We start from the raw sequence: 24,226 nt of genomic DNA, 5'->3' as shown, positions 1-24,226 counted from the left end.
ACTTTTATAAATTTATTCACAATGACATATCGAATTAATAACCTTCATGCTATCTTCAATAACACCATTTAGAGGTTGTTCAATATTGATAGCATAAACATCTTTTTCATTGGCTGTTGGTTCTTCTAATGCATCAAATTGCGACTGTAGCATTCCTGTTTTTTGATAATGCCCTTGGCGTTTAGCTAAACGTTGGGAGATAACATCAAAACTTCCTTTTAAATAAATAAAGTGCACATTTTCATTTTCTCCACGAATAATGTCTCGATATTTTTCTTTTAATGCTGAGCAGATAATAATCGAAATATCATTGACATTACTCATTGCAAATGCAGCATTACTAATTAAGTTTAACCAAGGCATCCTGTCGTTATCATTTAGCGGGGTACCGCTGCGCATTTTCAATATATTGGCTTTGGGATGTAAAAAGTCCCCATCTAAAAAAGCGGCATTTAGGTTATCGGCTATTTGTTTTGCAACAACCGATTTACCACTACCTGATACACCCATGAATACGAAAACATTTTTCCTTTGTTGTGTCATTGCGTTATTCTCCAAAACAACCTGTTACGGGTAACATTTTGTCACTATAATTCTTTATTGCAATATAAAAAAGTTTTTTTTGTGATTTAGATCATGTTTTTATTAAAGGTTTATTAAGTGATCTTTTTGAGGTTTTATTTAACACATTAAAAAAGTTGATGAAAGGCCTTTTTGAGCATTGATTTTTGCTAATTAGGCCTTTAGTTTAATAAGTTTTAATCAAGTTGCTCTTCTGGTTTTTTCAGGCGATTAACAAACATCATCACGATAAAAGCAATAACAGTTAAATAAATTATGAATATCCCATATGTTGATAACATATCGACAAATGAACGTCCTCGTATACCTATATCGCGGAAAAAGCGGAAGAGCCAAACTAATGGAAATGCGTGGCTGACATAAAATGCCCAGATTGGCATAATGCCTACTGCCATGGTTGAACCGCCCATGATGAATCCTGGTGGAACAAGGAAAATCATTCTGCTAGCACCTTCACCAGGATGGTTGGTATTCCAAGATAATAGGAAACCTAACCAGCCAAAAGCGAGTCCAGTCATAAATACGCTAGGTACAAAAGTAAAGTAATTACCGTCAAAGCGTAATTGACCAAATAAAACTAGTATGGCGGTAATTAAAGTTAAAGCAGTGGTATAAAATAGGGCATAAGGCACGGTTCTCGCTAATAGCGGTATAAAACCTCGTTCTATTACTGTATTCCACATCCCCATTGTTTTTAATCGGCCAATTATCATTAATGATGTTAATCCATACGTTAATGACGAGAAGAAGTAAACGAAATAGATTATAGTGGATATTGTTGATGAACTAGACGGATTAAACATGGTCCTAGTTTTCAATTGCATTGGTGATAAGGTTGCTTCAGTTGCTTCTCTTCCAAGTCCTAATGCTGCAACTTTACCAACGCTCAATTCAGCACCTGATTCAGGGATGATTTCATTAAGACTTTGCATTACCTTGGCATTTTGTGCATCATTTGAATCATCAGCAAAATAACCTAATTTAACGGTTTGATCCCCTTTTTTTAGAGACTTTTCAAGTCCTTTAGGAATATATAACACTCCTAAATTACGGTCGTGTGATACTAATGTAATTGGATTTATTGGTGAGCGAATTACTTCTGTTATTTCAATAAATGGTGAAGTATTTACTTTACTGATTAATTCAGTTGAGTAATTGGAACCATCAAGATCAATAACAGCAATTTTTCCTTCAAAAACTGAACCATGGCTTAGCACAATTGAAAATACAAGTGATACGATAGCAGCTAAACCTAAGCACACTTTATAATATGGGATGAAGTGGCCTGATAACATAGCATCAAGCTCTTCAAGCATAGATTTAATGATGTTTTGCATCATTGATCAACCTCAATTGTCATACCAGTTAATAAATGCGGTATAGGTTCTATATAAATTCTGACTTGATAAGATGTTAAATCTGCCTGTCCTCGTTCCCGAGTCATTCGTAAATCAGCAAATGAAGGCGCCGCTGTTGCAAAACGGACAGTTCCTTTTACTGTTTTGTCCAGAGCAATCACATTAGCTTTTACTTTAGTTTCAGGTTGATAATCATTAACCATTTTTTCGTTAACATAGATGTCAACATATTTACGGTCTGTTTCTAACAATACTGCTGGTGCACCAGCAGGCACCATTTCACCATCTTCAAACATTAGTTTTAGTACTTTTCCATCTTCTGGTGCAACTAATGTAAGGCGGCTATAATTTACTTTTAATTGTTTTAAATCAGCTTCGGCTTGTGCGAGTTGAGCACGGATTTGAGCAAGTTGATTTTGGCGATTTTGCAGTTTTTGTCTAGCAATAGTAATCGACTGCAATGTCATACCCGTTGCATTTCTAGTTTGTTCAAACTGGGTGATTTGCTCAGGTGATGCACCAATCATCAATGTTGATAATTGACTTTCAATCTGTACAACTTGCATTTTTGAATTAATGTAGGCATTGCGTGCAGCATCAAGTTGTGATTGTGAAGAGCCTCCAGTTTTTCTTAATTGAGTATGACGTTGAAATTCAGTATTAGCTAAGTCTCGAGAAGATATTGCAGCTTCTAAGTTCGCTTTAACTTCTTCTATTTTCCGCCACGTTGATAATTCATTGAGGTTAGTTTCATTTTCAGTGATTTCGATTGCTGCTTGTTCTTGATTAACTGCGGCTGTTTGACTATCAACTAGCGCTTGTAAGCGATCTATTGATAGCTGCGTATCAGTATCTTCAAGTTGCATTAATGGATCGCCTTTTTTTACAAATTGTGATTCTTGGACAAACCGTTTAATGACTTTGCCACCTACATTTTGAAATGCAACATTGATTTCATCAGCAGTTAATACGCCTGATTTGATACTTTTAGCAACAGTTACTGCATCGTTCCTTGAACCAAGACAAATCAATGTTGATCCAATTAGAAGTAGCAATAAAAATATAGCAGGAATTTTAATGTTTTTTGGTAAATCTAAGTTTAGTTTATTTTTCATTTATTTAGTCAGCTAAGTATATTGTTAAAATATCATGATTTTTAGTGATTAAAAGCAATTATTTACGTAATAATTTACGTAACATTGCAATTAAAGATTCCTGCTCTTGTGCATTTAAAACCTGAGCAAAAGCACGAATCGATTTTAAGTGATTAGGTAGCGCTTTTTGTATAAGATTTACACCAGTTGTGGTGAGCCTGATTAGTCGAGAACGACCATCTTCCCCACTTTTCGTCATCGATATTAAAGGATCTTGCGCAGCTAACATCCGTTTAACCATTACTGAGACAGTTGCAGGAGTGACGCCAACTTTCAATGCTAGCTCGCTAGCGCAGGTTTCACCTTCACTATACAATGACATTAGCAATGCAAATTTTCCTTCAGAAACATCATAATCTTTTGCAAGTTGTGCATAAATATTAGAACGAATTAAATCGGCAGTAGTAATTAAACTTAGGACCAGATCAACGCCTGAAACCTCGATAATTTCATCATTAAAACTTTGTGCTTTTGCTAAAGTTTCGCGCGAAGGAAGTATTCTTGAGTTGTAATTCAATTGCTTTACCTAATTTATTTAGTCGGCTAATTATACTGGTTTGTCCTAAATTGGCAATTGTTTTTTACTTTAGTTTGAGAGGTTGATCTCATTAATTTGTTAATTTTCATTGATATTTAGTTAGTCAAGAATGATAACTTATTGTTTTAAAGCTTATTATTTAATCTACTACTAAAGTGGTAATCCTTGAGGGTAATTATATTCTATTTAAAGTTCCTTAAAATATCGTATAGATAAAAATTAAATAATTGAATTAAAAATAAATTTGGAGCTTTTTATGAGTAAAACCAATCTCGTTATTATAGGCAATGGGATGGTTGGACATCGTTTTGTCGAAGAAATTATCGAAAAAATGCAGTCTGATAATTTTAAAATTACCATCTTTTGCCAAGAACCAAGAGTAGCTTACGATCGTGTTCATCTTTCTTCCTATTTTTCAGGCCATACTGCAGAAGCACTGTCTTTAGTTCGGGAAGGCTTGTACCAAGAAAATGATATTAATATTTTACTTAATGAACGGGTTATTTTGATTAATCGCCAACGTAAAGAGGTGCATTCACAAACTGGGCGTATTGTTTCTTATGATAAGTTGATTATTGCAACGGGCTCTTATCCATGGGTTCCTCCAATTAAAGGTGCTGAAGGGGCGAATTGTTTTGTTTATCGTACCATTGAAGATCTCGATGCGATTCGTGATTGTGCTAGTAATTGTAAAATAGGTGCAGTTGTCGGTGGTGGTTTACTTGGACTTGAAGCTGCTGGTGCATTGAAAAACTTAGGAGTTGAAACTCATGTTGTCGAATTTGCTCCAGTCTTAATGTCAGAGCAACTTGATGCAATGGGTGGTGATCAACTGCGTAGAAAAATCGAAGAGATGGGAGTTGGAGTTCATACAAGCAAAAATACTCAAGAAATTATTCATACCCCATCAGGTAAAGTTATGCAATTTTCTGATGGTTCATCACTTGAAATTGATTTTATTGTTTTTTCAACTGGCATCCGTCCCAATGACCAATTAGCTAAAGCGTGTGAATTAGATATTGGACCTAGAGGAGGTATCGTTATTAACGATTATTGCCAAACTTCAGATCCGGATATTTATGCCATAGGTGAATGCGCCTGTTGGCAAGGTAAAGTTTACGGTTTAGTTGCACCTGGTTACAAAATGGCACAAGTTGCCTTAGCACATTTAATCGGTGAAAGCGCTAAATTTGAAGGTGCCGATATGAGTGCTAAACTCAAATTAATGGGAGTCGACGTTGGTAGTATTGGTGATGCAAAGGCTAAAACAATAGCTAGCAGAAGCTATGTTTATTTAGATGAAAGTGTACCAGTTTATAAAAAGTTAGTGGTATCTAATGATAATAAAAAACTATTAGGTGCTGTTTTAGTTGGTGATACATCTGATTATAGTAACTTGCTGCAACTGATGCTTAATGATATGGATTTACCTGAACATCCTGATTCTCTAATTTTACCATCACATGCAGGTGCTAAGCCTGCATTAGGCGCTGACGCATTACCTGATAGTGCACAAATATGTTCTTGTTTTGATGTGACAAAGGCAAAAATTGTTCAAGCTATTCATGCTGGTTGTCATACTGTTGCTGCAATTAAAGCTGAAACTAAAGCGGGTAGTGGTTGTGGTGGTTGTATACCACTAGTAACGCAAATCCTTAATTTGGAATTAGCGAAACAAGGTATTGAAGTAAGCCATGCACTTTGTGAGCATTTTAAATATTCTCGGCAAGAGCTTTTTCACTTAATTCGTGTTGAAGGATTAACTTCCTTTGATGAAGTGATAAAAAAACATGGTACCGGCTATGGCTGTGAAGTTTGTAAACCAACAGTTGGCTCTATATTAGCTTCATGTTGGAATAATTATATTCTTAAACCAGATCTTGTACCGTTACAAGATAGTAATGATATCTTTTTAGGTAATATTCAAAAAAATGGTACTTATTCAATTATTCCTCGTAGTGCTGGTGGTGAAATTACTCCAGAAGGATTGATTGCGGTTGGTCAGATTGCTAAGAAATACAATCTCTATTCAAAAATTACTGGTTCACAACGTATAGCGTTGTTTGGTGCGCAAAAAGATGATCTTCCTGCTATCTGGAAAGAGCTGATTGATGCTGGTTTTGAGAGTGGTCACGCTTACGCTAAGGCATTACGTATGGCAAAAACTTGCGTAGGTAGCACTTGGTGTCGGTTTGGGGTAGGAGATAGTGTTAGTTTAGGTGTCGAATTAGAAAACCGCTATAAAGGTATTCGAGCGCCTCATAAATTCAAACTTGGTGTTTCAGGTTGTACCCGTGAATGTGCCGAAGCTCAGGGTAAGGATATTGGCGTTATTGCAACTGAAAAAGGTTGGAATCTTTATGTTTGTGGTAATGGTGGTATGAAACCTCGTCATGCCGATCTTTTAGCTGCTGATTTAGATCGAGAAACCCTTATTCGCTACTTAGACCGTTTCCTTATGTTCTATATTCGTACAGCGGATAAATTACAACGGACTTCTGTCTGGTTTGAAAACCTTGAGGGGGGGATCGAATATTTGCGTAGTGTCATTATTGATGACAAATTAGGTATCAATGACGAACTTGAAAAAGAGATGGCTCGCATTCGTAAGCTTTTTGTTTGTGAATGGAAAGAAACTGTTAATAATCCAGAAGCACAAATCCGGTTTGCTCATTTTATTAATAGTCCTAAACGAGACGATAATGTTCAGTTTGTACCTGAGCGACAACAACATCGTCCCGCCACCCTTGAAGAACGTCAAGTTATGTCAGGAGAGTAGATTATGAGTCAATGGGTAACTATCTGTAAAATTGAAGATATTTTTCCAGAAACAGGAGTTTGTGCTTTAGTTGGTAAAGAGCATGTCGCTGTTTTTCGTCCTTTTCATTCTGACGAGCTTTATGCGATTAGTAATATTGATCCTTTTGCTAATGCTAGTGTGCTTTCTAGGGGGATTATTTGTGAGCATGAAAATGAATTATGGGTTGCTAGTCCTCTGAAAAAACAACGCTTTCGTTTAAAAGATGGTTATTGTTATGAAGATGCAAGTTATTCCATCGCACACTATGAGGTCAAAATTGATAATGATGGATTTGTTAAAGTTAAATTTAACTAATAAATAAAAATAGGAATAATAAATGTATACAGAAACAATTAATAAATGTGCTGTTAATGCAGCACGTATTGTTAAATTAGCTAAAACCAATCCTATAGGGTTTTGGCTAAGTTCTGCTATGGCAGGTGCTTATGTTGGTCTGGGTATCATATTAATTTTTACGCTGGGTAATTTGCTTGATGCATCAGTTAGACCTTTAGTTATGGGAGCAACATTTGGAATTGCATTAACGTTAGTTGTTATAGCGGGCTCGGAGTTATTTACTGGGCATACCATGTTTTTAACATTTGGTGTTCAAGCTAAAAAGATTACACACTTTCAAATGTGGTGGGTATTACCACAAACGTGGCTAGGCAATTTACTGGGTTCTATTTTTGTCGCTGCTTTATTTTATTGGGCTGCAAGCCCATTATTGGCAACAGATACTTCCCTTATACATACTGCGGCATTAGCAAAAACATCCACTCCCGCAATGGCGCTGTTTTTTCGTGGAATTTTATGTAATTGGTTAGTTTGTTTAGCTATTTGGATGGCAAATCGAGTTGAAGGTTCAGCTAAATTTATTGCTATATGGTGGTGTTTATTGGCATTTATTGCTTGTGGGTATGAGCATAGTGTTGCTAATATGACGTTATTTTCTCTTTCTTGGTTTGGAAATCATACTGATGCCTATACTTTAGGTGGTATTGGTCATAATTTGTTATGGGTTTCATTGGGTAATTTAGTATCTGGAGCACTCTTTATGGGCTTAGGATATTGGTTTTCAACACCTAAAGCAGATCGACCTTAATCATTATTGAATAAGGTTGTAATTGTTTAGCTTACTGTTTTTAAGAATTATTGGATTATTAACAGTAAATTTTTTAGATCAATAAGATATTAATGGTTGTTTTTAAAGTCTATGGATTATTTACCTTTATTTTGTAAATTAGAAAACCGTGATTGCTTATTAGTTGGTGGTGGGGAAATAGCCGAGCGTAAAGCTCGGTTATTGCTTGAAGCTGGCGCAAATTTAACTGTCAATGCTCTTGAATTTACTCAGCAATTTGTCTGTTGGCAAGAACAAAAACAATTGGTTTTAATACAAGGTGAATTTGATACACAACTACTCGATAATAAATGGTTAGTTATTGCCGCAACAGATTGTCAACAAACCAATCAGCAAGTCAGTATAGAATCAGAAAAGCGACGTATTTTTTGTAATATCGTTGATTCACCTAAAGGTGCTAGTTTTATTATGCCTTCTATTATTGATCGCTCTCCAATAATGGTTGCGATATCTTCAGAAGGTCATGCTCCTGTATTGGCACGGTTATTACGTGAAAAACTAGAAGCGATTTTACCGCAAAATATTGGCAAACTAGCGAAATATGCTGGTTATTTGCGTAATAAAGTAAAAGCAACTTATCAAAGCATGACTGAACGAAGAAGATTCTGGGAAAAGCTATTTACACATGATAGGTTAGCTCAAGCTATAGCTAATAATGATTCAGAAAAAGTTGAAATGTTAACTAATGAATTATTTGAAGAGCCCGTTGATTATCGAGGTGAAGTGGTTTTAGTTGGTGCCGGTCCGGGTGACCCAGGGTTGTTGACATTAAAAGCTCTTCAACAAATTCAACAAGCCGATATTATTGTTTACGATCGATTAGTATCCGATGAAATAATGAATTTAGCTCGACGAGATGCTCAGCAAATTTTTGTCGGTAAGCGGCCTGGTTTTCATTGTGTGCCACAAGAACAAATTAACCAAATATTACTTGAGCAAGCCCAAAAAGGGTTGCGAGTAGTAAGACTTAAAGGTGGTGACCCCTTCATTTTTGGTCGAGGCGGAGAAGAGCTTGAAACACTATTTGATGCTAATATTCCTTTTTCGTTAGTACCAGGAATTACAGCTGCTTCAGGATGCTCAGCTTATAGTGGAATACCATTAACTCATCGTGATTATGCTCATAGTGTTCGTTTAATTACGGGTCATTTGAAAGATGGCACTCATTTGGATTGGCAAAGTTTAGCTGCTGAAAAACAGACTCTCGTTTTTTATATGGGGTTATCACAAGCAGAAAATATTAAAACACAATTAATTAAACATGGTATGGATAGTAATATACCTGTGGCTATAGTAGAAGAAGGTACAAAAGCCAATCAGAAAGTTGTAGAGGGATTATTATGTGATCTTACTCAACTTGCATTACATGCTTGTAGTCCTAGTTTAATTATTATTGGACGTGTAGTTGCATTACGCAAAAAGTTAAATTGGTTTTCTAAACTTTAATGTTAGATAAAGTGAAGAATGGCATAATTAGTACTAGCTATTCTTTACTTTGTAAATACCATACAGTCATTTCCATTCTTGATTTAAAATTTAATTTTTTAAATATACTTTTTATATGGACTTTTACTGTGTTTTCGACAATATCTAACTCTTTCGCTATTAATTTATTTGATAATCCTTGAACTAATAAATTAAATATTTCTCGTTCTCTTGGTGTGAGTAAATTAATATTATGGGACTGATTTGTAGTCGTGCCTCCACCATGACGCATATAATCAAGAATAATAGGTGAAATTGCTTCATCCATGGTGATTTTGCCTTCAGAAATATCTATTAATGCTTTCAGAAGGTTTTCCGGTTCCATATCTTTTAATAAATAGCCATCAGCACCGGTTTTGATAGCAGTAATGATATCTTCTTTTGCATCTGATACAGTAAATATAATGATTCGTGCAGAAATATTTTTTTCTCGTAAATAACGCAAGATTTCTAATCCATTCACATCATTCATATTGATATCTAATAAAATAATGTCCGGATCAAGTGTTTCTGCAAGCATAACCCCTTCTAAGCCAGAGCCTGTTTCACCGATAACCTCAAAATTATTGATTGTTTTTATAAGTTGCTTAACCCCATTTCTTAACATGGGATGATCATCAATAAGTAATATTGAACTTTTAACTTGTTCCATTTGTTATTCTTCTATCATTTTAAATGGGATCATTGTAGTTGCTTTAAACGTTATTACAATCTCAGTGCCTAGATTAGGCTTACTATTAATGGTTAAATTGCCATTTAATATTCCAACTCTATCACGCATAATTATTAATCCATAATGATTATCTTGATTAGCATTATTTTGTAAACCAATACCATTATCTTTTATGCTGACAGTAATAATCTGGTTATCATCAATAGTTAAACTTATTTTAACTTGTGTTGCATTAGCATGTTTATAAATATTATTTAAAGATTCGCGTACACATTGCAATAGATGGAATGCATATTTGCTCTTAATGATATTGAGAGGTAGTTGATATTCAGCTTGTATTTTAAATTTCAATTTTTGATTAAATTCTTCGATCAATTCCATTAAGCTGGCATAAAAACCGGTTTGATTAAGTCGTAAACGAAAAGAAGTTATTAATTCTCTTAATTGAGAATAAGTAATATTAACTTCTGTACGCATAATAGCTAGCAAATCACTACTTGTTTGTGAGGTTAAATCTGGTTGCATTTGTAAGCAACTAAGATGAATTTTTAAACAAGAAAGAGATTGTGCTATAGAGTCATGTAACTCTCTGGCCATTGCTGAGCGCTCTTTCATTAATAGATATTGTTTTTGTTGTTCTATTTGCCTATCAAGCATTAGTGCTGTCGTCATTTGCTCGACTAAGGCTGTAATTAAATTTTCTTGTTCTGCACTTAGATGCATTGTTGATGGTTGTAGAGCAAATAAAATACCAAATTTTTCACCTTTTTCTTGAAGATACCAATAACGTTGAAATCCATTTTCTTGATAAGATTTTGATGGAATAAGGCAAGCGTTACATTCTGAATTTTGGCAATAAGGTAGTCTTTGTTGGTTGGCATAGCTGATTTGTTGATAATGTTCTATATTATCCGACTCATAAAAACGAATTTGAAACTGTGTTAATGGCACTAATTCCTCAAGCTGGCGGAGTATAATTAAAAAGCGTTCACATAATGGATCTGATGTGTGCAGTTGTTTTATAGCTTGATACTGAAACGACAATATTTTATTGATTTGTTGTAATTCGGCAGTTTTTTCTGTGACACGTTCTTCTAATAATTGGTACTGCAATTCAATTTGTTCTGCCATTTCATTGAAGGCTTGCCCCAATAAATCAAATTCGTTCTTTTTACTTTTCTTACTGTTAAATCGTTGGCTAAAGTTATGTTGCGAAATAGATTCAGCCATATTAATTAATTTGCGCCAAGGCGCAAGAAGATAACGACGTAAATAGTAAATTTGCGCAAGAAGAAATAGAACAATAAGAATGATAAAAACAAATTGCAATTGTGATATATAATGGATTTGATTTTCTGTTTTTTGATCAATTTGATGGACTAATTTATCGGTCTGAGTTACAAACTTATCAATTTCATTTTTTATTTCATCTATACTGTTTGCTTGTTTAATTTTGGGGACGATATCAGTTATCCATTGAGACTGTAATTGGTTAAGCTCATCAATTAAATGGTAACGTTCAAATAATTTTAATTGCTCAGAAGACGGAATATCATTAAAAATATTAAGTCGATCATAGTCCTTTTTTTCAATCGGGATCATGGCTAAAAATTGATAGCTTTTCATCCTAATTAAACCCAATTGGTTTATCATATAAGCACTGCCTTTAGTATCATTAGCTACTTGTATTGATAAAAACAAAGCTAATAACGCCATGGCACCTAAAGAAAACATTAAAAGTGTTAAACGATTTAAAATAGATGCACTGTAGCGAAATTTTCTTTTTAGCATATCGATACTCAATATTTTTGTGTTAAATATTGTTTAAATAAATAATAATTTAGCTCTATTGTATCGTGAAAACCGTTGATCAAAGATCTTTTTTATGACTTTTTGCGATCTTTTATTAAACAGCGCTTGCAACAAGCATAAATTTTGCGTAAAATTCACGCCCTATAAGATTAATCAATGCAGACATATATGTTAAATCAGGAATCGTCTGCTTTTTATTGCGGAGTTAAGTATGTACGCAGTTTTCCAAAGTGGTGGTAAACAACACCGAGTTAGCGAAGGACAAGTCGTTCGCTTGGAAAAAATTGAAGTCGAAACAGGTGCAGAAGTTGTTTTCGATAAAGTTTTAATGGTAGCAAATGGTGAAGACATCAAAGTTGGTGCTCCGTTTGTTGAAGGTGCAACAGTTAAAGCAGAGATTGTTGAGCACGGTCGTGGCGAGAAAGTGAAAATTGTTAAATTCCGTCGTCGTAAACACTATCGTAAACAACAAGGTCACCGTCAGTGGTTCACTGATGTGAAGATCACTGCAATCGCTTAATAGGAGTATCGAACAATGGCACATAAGAAGGCTGGTGGTTCATCACGTAATGGTCGTGATTCCCAGAGTAAACGTTTAGGTGTTAAACGTTATGGTTCTCAAGAAGTTCTTGCTGGTAATATTTTAGTTCGTCAACGTGGAACTCAATTCCACCCAGGTACTAATGTAGGTTGTGGTCGTGATCATACCCTATTCGCGTTAGTTGATGGACAAGTTAAGTTTGAAGTTAAAGGACCTAAAAACCGCCGTTATGTTAGTGTAGTTGCTAACAGCTAATAAACCAGCGGTTCATAAGTTATAGAAGCCTCACAGTTATTGTGGGGCTTTTTTCATTTCTTGAAATTTATATAAATTAATTCATTATGATAAAACAGCAAAATGTTAAATTAGGTTTTGCGCTAGCCATGTTGACGTCAGTGATGTGGGGACTCGTGCCAATTGCTATGAAATATGCATTAGTTGTTATTGATCCATTAACGTTAGCTTGGTCACGCTTAAGTATATCAGCAGTAGGTATAACGCTTTGGTTGGCTTATAAAAAACAATTTCCTAATTTGATGATGTTTAAAAAACGACGCCGTTTTATTCTATTAATGATTGCCGGATTTGGTTTATTAGGTAATTTTGCGCTTTTTGCTACAGCTGTTCAGTATTTATCTGCAACTACAGCTCAAGTTGTTGGACAAACTGGCATTGTCATATTTATGATTTCTAGTGCTTTTATTTTCAAAGAGAAATTAAGACCAACACAAATTATTGGTATTACTATATTGTTAATTGGTTTAGCGCTATTTTTTAATGAAAATCTAGCAGATCTCTTTGCCAATATGTCTTCATATGGTATAGGTGTGTGGCTGGCCTTATTAGCCTCTATATCATGGGCATGTTATGCATTAGCGCAAAAAGTATTATTAAGAAAATTAAGAGCAGAGCAGCTACTTTGGTTGATTTATCTTATATGTAGTATCTTTTTATGGCCTCTAGCATCGCCGACTAAAATTGCTAATGCTGATTTTAGTCAATTGTTTGCAATTATTTTTTGTGGTTTAAATACCATTATTGCTTATGGTGCTTTAGTTATGGCAATGGAGCGTTGGCAAGCTGCGCAAGTAAGTGCTATAACAACACTGACACCACTTTTTGCACTGATTTTCTCAGATTTATTTGCTTTACTATGGCCAGAAAAGTTTGTAATGCAATATTTAAATATTATAGGTTATATTGGCGCGGTATCTGTTGTAGCAGGTGCAATGTTTGCAACAGTTGGACATCATTTATGGCAACCTAGAAAGGGCTGGCTGATTAACCGAAAAAAGAGGACAAATAATGAAATTTGTAGATGAAGCTTCAATTCGAGTGGAAGCTGGTGACGGTGGCAATGGTTGTGTTGGTTTCCGTCGTGAAAAATATATACCTAAAGGTGGTCCTGATGGTGGCGATGGTGGAGATGGTGGCGATGTATTTTTTATTGCCGATGAAAATCTAAACACACTCGTGGATTTTCAATTTGAAAAGAACTATCGCGCTGAACGTGGTCAAAATGGACAAGGTTCTGATTGTACCGGCAAGCGAGGTAAAGATATTACCGTTAAAGTACCTGTTGGGACTCGTATCACTGACAAATATACTGGTGAAATTATTGGTGATCTAACTCATCATCAACAAAAAGTCCTTGTGGCTAAAGGTGGTTTTCATGGGCTTGGTAACGCACGTTTTAAATCATCAGTGAATCGAGCTCCAAGACAAAAGACTGATGGTACACCGGGTGAAAAACGTGATGTGCTACTAGAACTTTTACTATTAGCTGATGTTGGTATGTTAGGTTTGCCTAATGCAGGTAAATCAACGTTTATTCGTTCAGTTTCAGCAGCAAAACCGAAAGTCGCTGATTATCCATTTACAACTTTAGTACCTAGTTTAGGGGTAGTTAGAATGGATAATGAGCAGAGTTTTGTTGTTGCTGATATTCCAGGGTTGATTGAAGGCGCATCGGATGGCGCAGGACTTGGTATTCGTTTTTTAAAACACTTAGAACGCTGTAGGATTTTAGTTCATCTAATTGATATTGCTCCAATCGATGAATCAGATCCAATTGAAAATGCTAAAGTTATTATTCAAGAACTTCACCAATATAGTGAAAAATTAGCCAATAAACCGCGCTTGTTAGTTTTCAATAAAATGGATGTATTGGGTGAAGAAGAAAGTGCCAAATGTGCAGCAGAAATTGCAAAAGCACTCGACTGGAATGATAAATATTATGTGATTTCAGCAGTTAATCATGAAGGGGTAAAAGCTTTATGTTGGGATCTAATGGACTACATGAATGCGCATCCTCGTGAAGCAGAAGAAGCAGAAACGGCAGCAGAAAAAGTTGAATTTATGTGGGATGATTATCACCAACAAGCGATGGATGAGGCTTTTGATGACGATGATTTTGATGATTGGGATGACAGTGACGAAGAAGGGGTTGAATTTATCTATCAAAAATAGTAATAACCTAAAATAAGTTAAACTTATCATTTCAAATTATCAACTAAAAAATCACCATTACAAAAATACAGGGTGACATAGCCCTGTATTCCTCTCTATTATTCTAACGCTAACACAATGATTTCATATTAAAAAAAATTGGTGGTTTACATTTTTCTTTTATTTTTTGAAAAAAGTCAAAAAAAAACGCTTGCTTTTAATAATGAGAATTATTATCATTAAGGTGTACTTGATTAGAGCGTCGCAAGACTTCTGAAAAAGTATGACATTGCTCACATTGCTTCCAATGTTTGCCAGCCTAGCGCAACTATGCTGGCTTTTTTATTTTAAAGTGATTAAAAATACGATGTTTTGATAACTAATTGATCATCAATGACCATTTTCCATTGACCGTCCTCAAAATAAGGAGGCTTACTTACTTTGAATAAAGAATTTAAACCTAAAACCCCTACTTTAAAATCATCACCAATAAATTCTTGTATCGGCCCTTCAACGCTTTTAGTTACCCCATCTTTTTTATAATTGTAAATAACTTTGGCGTCTTTAGTGATAGTTATCACCATATATTCACCTTGCCATTTGCCAATATAGTTACTTTTTTCTGAAGGAATTGCATCAAGTCCGCCACATGCAGTTATAAAGATAGCAAGTATTAGAAATAAATAAACATGTTTTATTTTTTTTAATAATTTCATTTTTTTATTCCTTATATATTTAAAATTTATTTTTTAGTTATTGATGGTATCAAATAAAATAAGTAATGCTGCACTGCCGCCAAATTCTTTCGGTGCTTGATGAAAACAAATGATATTAGGATGCTGGGCTAACCACATTGGGGTTTGTTTTTTTAATATGTTTTTACCGTGCCCATACATGATGCAAGCGCAATTGGCATTTTCTTTTAAACAAACGGCGATTAATGCTGCTATTTCTTTTTTCGCTTCTTGCAGAGTTAATCCATGTAAATCTAAAAAGAATTCAGGTGCATAAAATCCACGTCGTAATTTTTTCAATTCATTAGGATCTGAGTTTTCACGACTATAACGAATCGGATCTTCTTGTAATAGAGGTTGGTAATCATCAGAAAAGTAAAATTCATTATTTACTTTTTCATGTTGAATTTTTTGATTTTCTATTAGCTTTTGAGATCGTTTTTGAGGTTTATGAATCACAGTATCTTGTTTGAGCTGTTTGGTTTTACCAATACTATTTTTAAACAAGTCTATGTCTTCATGATCTAATATAAATTTATTCGACATTGATTCTCACTCTGGATAAACTTTTTCTTTAAATTCACACAAATCTTCAATAACACAAGATCCACAACGAGGTTTTCTAGCAATACACGTATATCTACCATGTAATATTAACCAATGGTGACAATTTATTTTGTACTCCTTTGGTACCACTTTTAGTAACTTCTCTTCAACTGCTTCAACGGTTTTACCTGGAGCAAAACCAGTTCGATTACTTACCCTAAATATATGTGTATCGACCGCAATAGTTGGCCAGCCGAAAGCTGTATTTAACACAACGTTGGCTGTTTTTCTACCCACACCAGGTAGCGCAATTAATGAATCAAAGTTTTCGGGGACTTGTCCTTGATATTTATCAACCAAAATCTGACAAGTTTTAATAATGTTTTCAGCTTTACTATTATATAAACCTATTGTGCGAATATAATCTTTTAATTTATCGACGCCTAACGCTAAAATTTGCTCTGCAGTGTTTGCAATCGCAAATAACGGTTTTGTAGCTTTATTAACACTAACATCTGTAGCTTGGGCTGAAAGTACAACGGCAATAAGTAGCTCGAACGGTGTTTGATATACCAATTCTGTTGTAGGATCTTTAATATGATCTTTTAGTCTTTCTAAAATTTGTATTCGTGTTGATTGTTTCACAATATATTATAAACATAAGATGGTTAATTAATATTATATACTTTTATTTTAGATTTAACCGTAGGATCTATTGAGTTTTTATAAAAGTTAAGACTATTAATAATCTATCTATTGGAAAATAATAAAATATTTTTACTTTTGAATTGTTTTTTCTTTTTTATTTAACATTTACCTGCAGAAATCACCTGCTTTTTAGCATTGGCTTTTTGTGGTAAGCTAGCCAACTATTTTTTAATTTCATCATTCAAGGTTTATTATAAAAATGTCATTACCAATGATTGTCACCTTTGCTGTTTACATATTAGGAATGATTGCTATCGGTTTTTTTGCATTCCGTGCAACGCGAAATTTTGGTGATTACATATTAGGTGGGCGACGTATCGGTAGTGTAGTGACTGCACTTTCTGCTGGTGCTTCAGATATGAGTGGTTGGTTATTAATGGGATTGCCGGGTGCAGTCTTTTTATTTGGTATTTCACAAAGTTGGATTGCAATAGGTTTAATAATTGGAGCTTATTTAAATTGGCTTCTTATTGCGGGTAGGCTAAGAGTTTTTACTGAAATAAATCATAATTCATTAACTTTACCTGATTATTTTTCTCGTCGATTTGATGATAACAGCTCATTACTAAGAATTATTTCGGCAGTAATAATTTTAATCTTTTTCACAATTTATTGTGCTTCTGGTGTAGTTGCTGGCGCTAAATTATTTGAAAGTACATTTGGCCTTAGTTATGGCTGGGCTATGCTTGCTGGTGCAGGAGCAACCATTGCTTATACTTTTATCGGTGGTTTTTTAGCGGTCAGCTGGACAGATACTATTCAAGCTAGTTTAATGATGTTTGCATTAATTTTAACCCCAATCATGGTTATGATAAATGCTGGGGGTTTTTCAGATGCGTTGGCTAATATTCAATCATTAAATCCCGATTACACAAACATCTTTTCACATATGGATTTTATTGCCATTATCTCTTTATTAGGATGGGGACTTGGTTATTTTGGTCAGCCCCATATTTTAGCAAGGTTTATGGCTGCTGATTCACATGAAGTAATGAAAAACGCTCGTCGAATTAGTATGACATGGATGATTTTGTGTTTAGCCGGTGCTATTACAGTTGGTTTCTTTGGTATAGCTTTTTTTGCTAACAATCCAAATTTAGCTTATTTAATTGATGATGGTAAGCATGAACGTATTTTCATCGAATTATCTAAATTACTTTTTAATCCGTGGATTGCAGGTATTTTGCTTGCAGCTATCTTAGCTGCAGTAATGAGTACCCTAAGTTGCCAATTATTAGTTTGTTCAAGTGCATTAACTGAAGATTTCTATCGAGCATTTATCAGGCCAAAGGCTAAACAACGAGAATTAGTTTGGGTTGGGCGTGTTATGGTCTTATTAGTTTCAGTTATTGCTATTTTACTCGCAATAAACCCAAATAACAGTGTGCTTGATTTAGTCAGTCATGCTTGGGCAGGATTTGGAGCGGCATTTGGCCCTATTGTTGTATTTTCGGTTTTCTGGGCTCGAATGACTCGCAATGGTGCACTAGCAGGAATGATAACGGGAGCAATTACCGTTTTACTTTGGATAAATTTCAATTGGTTTAATTTGTATTCCTTGATTCCAGGTTTTTTATTTGCGTCAATAGCAATAGTTATTTTTAGTTTATTAGACAAAAAACCAAATGAAATAGTCGAAGATCATTTTGAACAAGCGTATAAAAGATATCATAATAAATAAATGTAATTAAATAGAATAGAAACGTTAATAGGTAAAATATCATGACAAAAAATGTGATCAAACAACTGCAAGAGCGTGGGCTTATTGCTCAACTTACTGATGAAAACGCGCTAATGGAATTAATCGAAAAAAATCCTATTGCGCTATATTGTGGTTTTGATCCAACAGCTGACAGTTTGCATCTTGGTCATTTAGTTCCATTACTTTGTTTAAAACGTTTTCAATTGGCTGGTCATAAACCAATTGCATTAGTTGGTGGTGCAACAGGACTAATTGGGGATCCAAGCTTCAAAGCAGTTGAACGTAAGCTTAACACTGAAGATACTGTTATTGAATGGAGTGAGAAAATCAAACAACAAGTATCGCCGTTTTTGGATTTTGAATGTGGTGATAATGCAGCTATTGTAGCCAATAACTATGATTGGTTTGGTGGCATGAATGTTTTATCTTTTTTACGGGACATTGGTAAATATTTTTCCGTCAATTCAATGATTAATAAAGAATCTGTTAAGCAACGTATTGACCGCGATGAGTCAGGTATTTCATTTACTGAGTTTTCTTATAGCTTGTTACAATCTTATGATTTTGCAAGCCTAAACAAAGCACATAATGTCGTGTTACAGATAGGTGGTTCTGATCAATGGGGTAATATTACCGCAGGTATCGATTTAACTCGTCGTTTACATCAAAAACAAGTTTATGGTTTAACCGTACCATTAATTACTAAATCGGACGGAACCAAATTTGGTAAAACTGAAAGCGGTGCAGTATGGTTAGATCCTAAAAAAACCAGCCCGTATAAATTTTATCAATTTTGGATTAATACTGCTGATGCCGATGTTTATCGTTTCCTTAAATTCTTTACATTCATGTCATTGGAAGAAATTGATGCATTGGAAGAAGAGGATAAGAATAGTGGCTTAGCCCCTAAAGCTCAATATGTACTTGCTGAGCAAGTTACTCGTTTAGTTCATGGCGAAGATGGCTTAACCGCAGCGAAACGTATCACTGAAAGTTTATTTTCTGGTAAGTTAACTGACTTATCTGAAGCTGATTTTGAGCAGTTAGCTCAAGATGGTATGCCTACATTGGCTGTTGAAGAAGAGCTAGATTTGCAACAAGCAATCGTTAATGCAGATTTTGCACCTTCAAGAGGCCAGGCAAGAACAATGATTGAATCAAATGCTATTTCTGTTAATGGTGAACGTAACTCCACAACAGATTATCGTTTTTCTAGTAGTGATAAACTCTTTAATCGTTATACATTATTGCGTCGAGGTAAAAAATACTACTGCTTACTCATTTGGAGATGATTTCATGAAAAATATTTTATCGATTCAGTCTCATGTTGTATTTGGTCATGCAGGTAATAGTGCAGCTGTATTTCCAATGCGTCGTTTGGGTGTGAATGTTTGGCCTCTAAATACGGTTCAATTTTCAAATCATACCCAGTATCGTCAATGGACTGGATCGGTAATGTCAGCATCTCATTTGGTAGATATTGCTGAAGGAATTAATGCTATTGGGGAATTAGACCGATGTAATGCTGTATTAAGTGGGTATATGGGATCTCCAGAGCAAGGTAATGCAATCATCGACATAGTTAAGAAAGTAAAGGCAGTAAATCCTGAAGCAATTTATCTTTGTGATCCGGTAATGGGACATCCTGAAAAAGGTTGTTTTGTTGCGCCAGGTGTATCCGAATTTTTATGTAATACCGCTTTGCCTATTGCAGATATGATGGCTCCAAATATCTTAGAACTAGAGGAACTTAATGGTAAACAACCAATCAGTAATGTTAATGAAGCAATTTTAGCCTGTCGCTCAATTTGTCAAAAAGGACCTAAAGTTTTATTAGTTAAACACTTAAGTCGAGCAGGTTATCAAAAAGATCGTTTTGAAATGTTGCTTGTAACTATGGATGAAGCTTGGCATATTGATCGTCCCTTAGTCGATTTTGGTGTTAAGCAACCAGTAGGTGTTGGCGATGTGACTAGCGGGCTATTTTTAGCAAATATAATGCTTGGTAAATCAATGGTCGAAGCTTTCGAACATACTACCTCTGCAGTTTATGCTGTTATGCTTGAGACATTAAAACAAAATGAATATGAATTACAATTAGTCGCTGCACAAAATGAAATTGAGACGCCAAAACAGTGGTTTAATGCAAAAAGGATTGATTAATTTTTGAAATATGTAAAAATATATAAAATTATGTAAAAATAAGTTAAAGTTGTGTAAACTAATGGAAGGCAAAATAAGAGAAAATGATGGAAAATAATATTACGTTGGGTAAGATTCTTTCCGATTTAAGGGATAACAAGGGCTTAACCCAAAAAGATATTTCTGCTCAAATTCATGTTAGAACTCAAGTTATTTCAGAAATAGAAAATAATCAGTTAGTCCATGCCCCTTATGTTCTTGTTAAAAGCTATATTCAAAACTATGCAAAAATTGTTGGTTTACCTAGTGAAGAATATCAACCTTATCTTGAGGCATTAGCAAAGCAATATTCAGTAAAACAACCTTTCAAACTCGAATCAATAGATAATAAAAAAAGTCATAGTAAAAAGATTATCTTTATTACTTTATTCATTTTTATTTTGTTATTAGGTATTGGATTATATTACGCTACCTGTCAAAACAAAAATAATTACGTTGAAGTTAGCCATTATATTTCTCCTGGGGCTTCTGATCGCGTTAACAGTTAGCAAATTTTCGAATTCACATACAGACATTTGCCCCAAATCTTGTTAAGATCGCGACCTAGTTATTTTGTAATGTGATTAGGCATCTTATGAGTCATCAAGAATCACCAATTGTTAGGAGAGAATCTACCCGAATTTATATCGGTGATGTGCCCATTGGAGGTGGAGCTCCTATTGCTGTCCAATCCATGACCAATACACGAACAACAGATGTAGAGAAAACAGTAGCTCAAATCCAAACGCTTGAGCGTGTTGGTGTTGATATTGTGCGCGTTTCTATTCCAACGATGGATGCTGCTGAAGCATTTAAATTTATTAAGCAACAAGTAAAAGTTCCCTTGATTGCCGATATTCACTTTGATTATCGAATAGCTTTAAAAGTTGCTGAATATGGTGTTAATTGTTTAAGGATTAATCCTGGTAATATTGGTAATGAATCGAGAATTCGTTCAGTAGTTGATTGTGCTAAAGATAAAAATATTCCAATACGTATTGGTGTTAATTCAGGTTCGCTAGAAAAAGATATCCAAGAAAAGTATGGTGAACCAACACCAGAAGCGATAGTTGAGTCTGCGATGCGCCATGTAGATATTCTTGATAGGCTTGATTTTGATCAATTTAAGGTAAGTGTTAAGGCGTCAGATGTTTTTACCGCAGTTGATTCGTATCGATTATTGGCAAAACAAATTAAGCAGCCTTTACATCTAGGAATAACTGAAGCCGGAGGCATTCGTACAGGTGCTGTAAAATCAGCAATTGGGCTCGGTTTATTGCTATCTGAAGGTATCGGCGATACATTAAGAGTTTCACTTGCTGCCGATCCGACGGAAGAAGTCAAAGTTGGATTTGATATTTTGAAATCTTTACGTATCCGATCTAGAGGGATTAATTTCATTGCTTGTCCAACTTGTTCAAGACAAGAATTTGATGTAATTAGTACCGTTAATACGCTAGAGCAACGACTTGAAGATATTATAACACCGATGGATGTCTCTATTATTGGCTGTGTTGTTAATGGTCCAGGTGAAGCATTAGCTTCCACAATGGGTGTTGCTGGTGGGCACAATAAAAGCGGTTTTTATGAAGATGGTGTGCGCATAGGGCGTATAGATAATGAAAAAATGATAGATGAGTTGGAAGCTAAAATACGGGCTAAAGCCTTAATTTTGAAAAATAGAATAGCAACCACTGAACTATAATCTTATTAGATAGCGAATAAAAATATGACTGAAAAAAAAATCCAATCAATACGGGGAATGAATGATTTACTCCCGAGTGATAGTGCAACATGGCAACAAATTGAAAAAATTGTCAAAGGTGTGCTAAATAGTTACGGTTATAATGAAATTAGAACCCCAATTGTTGAAGATACTGGATTATTTAAACGAGCAGTTGGTGAAGTGACAGATATCGTTGAAAAAGAAATGTATACTTTCAACGACCGTAATGATGAAAGTCTCACTCTACGCCCAGAAATTACAGCAGGTTGTGTTCGTGCAGGAATTGAACATGGTCTGTTTTATAATCAAGAGCAGCGCTTATGGTATTTAGGGCCTGCATTTCGTTATGAAAAACCTCAAAAAGGGCGTTATCGCCAATTCCACCAATTTGGTGTTGAAGTATTTGGCCTTGAAGGACCGAATATTGATGCAGAGCTTATATTATTAACCGCTCGTTTTTGGAAAGCTCTTGGTATTGAAAAGCATACTACACTTGAACTCAATTCAATTGGCTCAGTTGAAGCTAGATCCAATTACCGTAATGCGTTAGTTAGCTTCTTAGAACAACATAAAGATAAATTAGATGAAGACTGTTTACGTAGAATGTATACTAATCCATTACGTGTGTTAGATTCAAAAAATCCTGTTGTACAAGAATTGCTTAATCAGGCGCCAAAATTATTTGATTATTTAGATGAAGAATCTAAAAATCATTTTGATGGGTTATGTCATTTATTGGACAACGCAGGAATAAAATATAATATTAATCAAAGATTAGTTCGTGGTTTAGATTATTATAATCGAACTGTTTTTGAATGGGTTACTACCAGTTTAGGAGCTCAAGGTACCGTGTGTGGTGGAGGGCGCTATGATGGGCTTGTTAGTCAGCTTGGTGGACAACCAACCCCTGCTGTAGGTTTTGCCATGGGAGTTGAGCGTTTAGTATTGCTTGTACAAGCGGTTAACCCTTCTTTAAATCGTGACAACTCGATTGATATTTATATGATATCTTCTGGTGATGAGCAAACAATATCTGCTGCACAAAGAACGGCGGAAACATTACGTGATGGTTTACCTGATAGAAGAATTGTTACAAATTACGGTAGTAGTAATTTTAAGAAACAATTTGCCAAAGCTGACAAATTAGGTGCTAAAATAGCTGTAATCATTGGCGAAAATGAAATTGCCAATCAAACAGTAACAATTAAAAATTTACAAACAGGCGAACAAGTTGAAGTTGCACAAAAAGAGATTGTTCAAACGTGTTTGGCAATATTGTAAGTTAAGGAAAATAGGAGAAAAACGTGAGTTATCAATTATCTGGCGAAGAACAAGTTTCAGAGATAAAAGAATTTCTTGCTAAAACGTGGAAAATCATTGTTGCAGTTATAGTAATTGGATTACTAGCTTTTTATGGCTGGCGTTACTGGCAATCTTACAAATTAGAAAAAACGATTGAATCTTCCGAACGGTATGAACAATTAATAGCTAATTTAGACAAAAATAATCCAGATTCAGTAAATGAATTAGTCTCTTTCGCTGAGAGTGATAATACTATTTATAGTGTTTTTGCTAATTTAAAAGCAGCTAAATTTTACGTTGAAGAATTGAAAGATTATCCAAAAGCTGAAAAGTTACTCACTGATTCATTAAGTAAAACTGATTCAGAAGTTATTAAATCAATCAGTTATATTCGTATTGCAAAAATACAATATCAACTTGAACGTTATCAGGATGTTTTAGCGACCTTAAATAAGGTAACTGAAAAAAGTTGGGTACCTGTAGTTAATGATATTCGTGGTGATGCCTATATGAAATTGAATAATTATGCTGAAGCTGTTGCGGCTTATAATGTTGCATTAGCTCCTGCTCCAGCTGATCAATCAGGGGAAAATAATTCTAAAGCTTCATTGCCTACAGAACAGTTAGATAAAAATATCAAAATGAAGTTAAATCAGGCTCAATATCTTAAAGATAAGCAACAAGCTGAACAAGAAGCTCAAGCCGCCAAAGATAAAGCAAAGCAAGAAGCAGAAGCTAACGTAAATGCAGCGCAAGAAAATAAAAATTAATTTATCCTGATATAAGGGTTTA

At 34.7% G+C, this 24,226-nt stretch carries 24 protein-coding genes; 15 read left to right on the top strand and 9 right to left on the bottom strand.

Features of this window, described 5'->3' with window-relative positions; genetic code table 11:
* Positions 1-12 precede the first annotated feature (12 nt).
* The 4 genes from J3U23_RS09520 to J3U23_RS09505 all read right to left on the bottom strand — a co-directional run bounded on the left by J3U23_RS09520 (position 13) and on the right by J3U23_RS09505 (position 3,611).
* Positions 13-543, bottom strand: coding sequence for a gluconokinase, GntK/IdnK-type (locus tag J3U23_RS09520; protein ID WP_065562927.1), 531 nt, complete (start codon positions 541-543; stop codon positions 13-15).
* 215 nt (positions 544-758) lie between these two features.
* The gene (locus tag J3U23_RS09515) at positions 759-1,922 is read right to left on the bottom strand and encodes an ABC transporter permease (protein WP_267339121.1); all 1,164 of its coding nucleotides are present in this window, start codon (positions 1,920-1,922) and stop codon (positions 759-761) included.
* The gene (locus J3U23_RS09510; protein WP_065562926.1) at positions 1,919-3,055 is read right to left on the bottom strand and encodes an HlyD family secretion protein; all 1,137 of its coding nucleotides are present in this window, start codon (positions 3,053-3,055) and stop codon (positions 1,919-1,921) included. The genes J3U23_RS09515 and J3U23_RS09510 overlap by 4 nt, the downstream gene beginning before the upstream one ends.
* Before the next feature lie 58 nt (positions 3,056-3,113).
* On the bottom strand, positions 3,114-3,611 hold the full coding sequence (locus J3U23_RS09505; protein WP_065562925.1) for a MarR family winged helix-turn-helix transcriptional regulator: 498 nt from the start codon (positions 3,609-3,611) through the stop codon (positions 3,114-3,116).
* Positions 3,612-3,888: 277 nt separating this feature from the next.
* On the opposite strand from J3U23_RS09505, the gene nirB reads away from it, so the two are divergent.
* The 4 genes from nirB to cysG all read left to right on the top strand — a co-directional run bounded on the left by nirB (position 3,889) and on the right by cysG (position 9,022).
* A complete protein-coding gene (gene nirB, locus J3U23_RS09500) occupies positions 3,889-6,411 on the top strand; it encodes a nitrite reductase large subunit NirB (RefSeq protein ID WP_267337346.1) in 2,523 nt (840 codons plus the stop codon).
* Between the two features lie 3 nt (positions 6,412-6,414).
* Positions 6,415-6,747 (top strand): nitrite reductase small subunit NirD, encoded by a 333-nt coding sequence (gene nirD, locus J3U23_RS09495; RefSeq protein WP_267339119.1) that lies wholly within the window; start codon positions 6,415-6,417, stop codon positions 6,745-6,747.
* A 22-nt stretch (positions 6,748-6,769) separates the two neighbouring features.
* Entirely contained in the window at positions 6,770-7,537 is a 768-nt protein-coding gene (gene nirC / locus J3U23_RS09490; RefSeq protein ID WP_065562922.1) for a nitrite transporter NirC, read from the top strand.
* A 111-nt stretch (positions 7,538-7,648) separates the two neighbouring features.
* Entirely contained in the window at positions 7,649-9,022 is a 1,374-nt protein-coding gene (gene cysG / locus J3U23_RS09485) for a siroheme synthase CysG (protein WP_267339118.1), read from the top strand.
* A gap of 37 nt (positions 9,023-9,059) precedes the next feature.
* On the opposite strand, the gene narL is transcribed toward cysG, so the two are convergent.
* The gene (narL, locus tag J3U23_RS09480; RefSeq protein WP_220225295.1) at positions 9,060-9,713 is read right to left on the bottom strand and encodes a two-component system response regulator NarL; all 654 of its coding nucleotides are present in this window, start codon (positions 9,711-9,713) and stop codon (positions 9,060-9,062) included.
* Positions 9,714-9,716: 3 nt separating this feature from the next.
* Positions 9,717-11,525, bottom strand: coding sequence for a nitrate/nitrite two-component system sensor histidine kinase NarX (gene narX / locus J3U23_RS09475; protein WP_065562919.1), 1,809 nt, complete (start codon positions 11,523-11,525; stop codon positions 9,717-9,719).
* Positions 11,526-11,757: 232 nt separating this feature from the next.
* On the opposite strand from narX, the gene rplU reads away from it, so the two are divergent.
* The 4 genes from rplU (at position 11,758) to cgtA (ending at position 14,556) form a co-directional block, all read left to right on the top strand.
* Positions 11,758-12,066, top strand: coding sequence for a 50S ribosomal protein L21 (gene rplU / locus J3U23_RS09470; protein WP_065562918.1), 309 nt, complete (start codon positions 11,758-11,760; stop codon positions 12,064-12,066).
* Positions 12,067-12,081: 15 nt separating this feature from the next.
* Entirely contained in the window at positions 12,082-12,342 is a 261-nt protein-coding gene (gene rpmA, locus J3U23_RS09465; protein WP_034883716.1) for a 50S ribosomal protein L27, read from the top strand.
* 86 nt (positions 12,343-12,428) lie between these two features.
* On the top strand, positions 12,429-13,409 hold the full coding sequence (locus J3U23_RS09460) for a DMT family transporter (RefSeq protein WP_065562917.1): 981 nt from the start codon (positions 12,429-12,431) through the stop codon (positions 13,407-13,409).
* Positions 13,393-14,556, top strand: a complete 1,164-nt coding sequence (gene cgtA, locus J3U23_RS09455; RefSeq protein ID WP_065734956.1) for an Obg family GTPase CgtA — start codon at positions 13,393-13,395, stop codon at positions 14,554-14,556. The genes J3U23_RS09460 and cgtA overlap by 17 nt, the downstream gene beginning before the upstream one ends.
* A gap of 335 nt (positions 14,557-14,891) precedes the next feature.
* Here the strand turns inward: cgtA and J3U23_RS09450 are convergent, their stop codons facing one another.
* The 3 genes from J3U23_RS09450 to nth are packed head-to-tail and all read right to left on the bottom strand — an operon-like array spanning position 14,892 to position 16,460.
* On the bottom strand, positions 14,892-15,251 hold the full coding sequence (locus J3U23_RS09450) for a hypothetical protein (RefSeq protein WP_065562915.1): 360 nt from the start codon (positions 15,249-15,251) through the stop codon (positions 14,892-14,894).
* 33 nt (positions 15,252-15,284) lie between these two features.
* The gene (gene smrB, locus J3U23_RS09445; protein ID WP_065562914.1) at positions 15,285-15,815 is read right to left on the bottom strand and encodes an endonuclease SmrB; all 531 of its coding nucleotides are present in this window, start codon (positions 15,813-15,815) and stop codon (positions 15,285-15,287) included.
* 6 nt (positions 15,816-15,821) lie between these two features.
* A complete protein-coding gene (gene nth / locus J3U23_RS09440; RefSeq protein ID WP_065562913.1) occupies positions 15,822-16,460 on the bottom strand; it encodes an endonuclease III in 639 nt (212 codons plus the stop codon).
* Positions 16,461-16,716: 256 nt separating this feature from the next.
* Here nth and putP point away from each other — a divergent pair, with 256 nt between their 5' ends.
* The 7 genes from putP to J3U23_RS09405 all read left to right on the top strand — a co-directional run bounded on the left by putP (position 16,717) and on the right by J3U23_RS09405 (position 24,204).
* The gene (putP, locus tag J3U23_RS09435) at positions 16,717-18,204 is read left to right on the top strand and encodes a sodium/proline symporter PutP (protein WP_065562912.1); all 1,488 of its coding nucleotides are present in this window, start codon (positions 16,717-16,719) and stop codon (positions 18,202-18,204) included.
* 41 nt (positions 18,205-18,245) lie between these two features.
* Positions 18,246-19,517 carry a tyrosine--tRNA ligase gene (gene tyrS / locus J3U23_RS09430; RefSeq protein ID WP_267339116.1) on the top strand — a complete coding sequence of 424 codons (1,272 nt, stop codon included), beginning with the start codon at positions 18,246-18,248 and terminating at the stop codon, positions 19,515-19,517.
* 4 nt (positions 19,518-19,521) lie between these two features.
* On the top strand, positions 19,522-20,388 hold the full coding sequence (gene pdxY / locus J3U23_RS09425; protein ID WP_065734954.1) for a pyridoxal kinase PdxY: 867 nt from the start codon (positions 19,522-19,524) through the stop codon (positions 20,386-20,388).
* Positions 20,389-20,471: 83 nt separating this feature from the next.
* Positions 20,472-20,915, top strand: a complete 444-nt coding sequence (locus tag J3U23_RS09420; protein WP_081303416.1) for a helix-turn-helix domain-containing protein — start codon at positions 20,472-20,474, stop codon at positions 20,913-20,915.
* A gap of 86 nt (positions 20,916-21,001) precedes the next feature.
* On the top strand, positions 21,002-22,111 hold the full coding sequence (gene ispG, locus J3U23_RS09415; protein ID WP_267339114.1) for a flavodoxin-dependent (E)-4-hydroxy-3-methylbut-2-enyl-diphosphate synthase: 1,110 nt from the start codon (positions 21,002-21,004) through the stop codon (positions 22,109-22,111).
* 24 nt (positions 22,112-22,135) lie between these two features.
* Positions 22,136-23,413: a histidine--tRNA ligase gene (hisS, locus tag J3U23_RS09410; protein WP_065734951.1), complete on the top strand. Its 1,278-nt coding sequence runs from the start codon at positions 22,136-22,138 to the stop codon at positions 23,411-23,413.
* 23 nt (positions 23,414-23,436) lie between these two features.
* Positions 23,437-24,204: a YfgM family protein gene (locus tag J3U23_RS09405; protein ID WP_267337352.1), complete on the top strand. Its 768-nt coding sequence runs from the start codon at positions 23,437-23,439 to the stop codon at positions 24,202-24,204.
* The last annotated feature ends 22 nt before the right edge of the window (positions 24,205-24,226 follow it).

The sequence above is a fragment of the Gilliamella sp. B3367 genome, assembly GCF_026536825.1.
GTDB lineage: Bacteria > Pseudomonadota > Gammaproteobacteria > Enterobacterales > Orbaceae > Gilliamella > Gilliamella apicola_E.
Note: the sequence above shows the minus strand (reverse complement) of the source record. Positions and strands in the feature narration are given on the sequence as shown.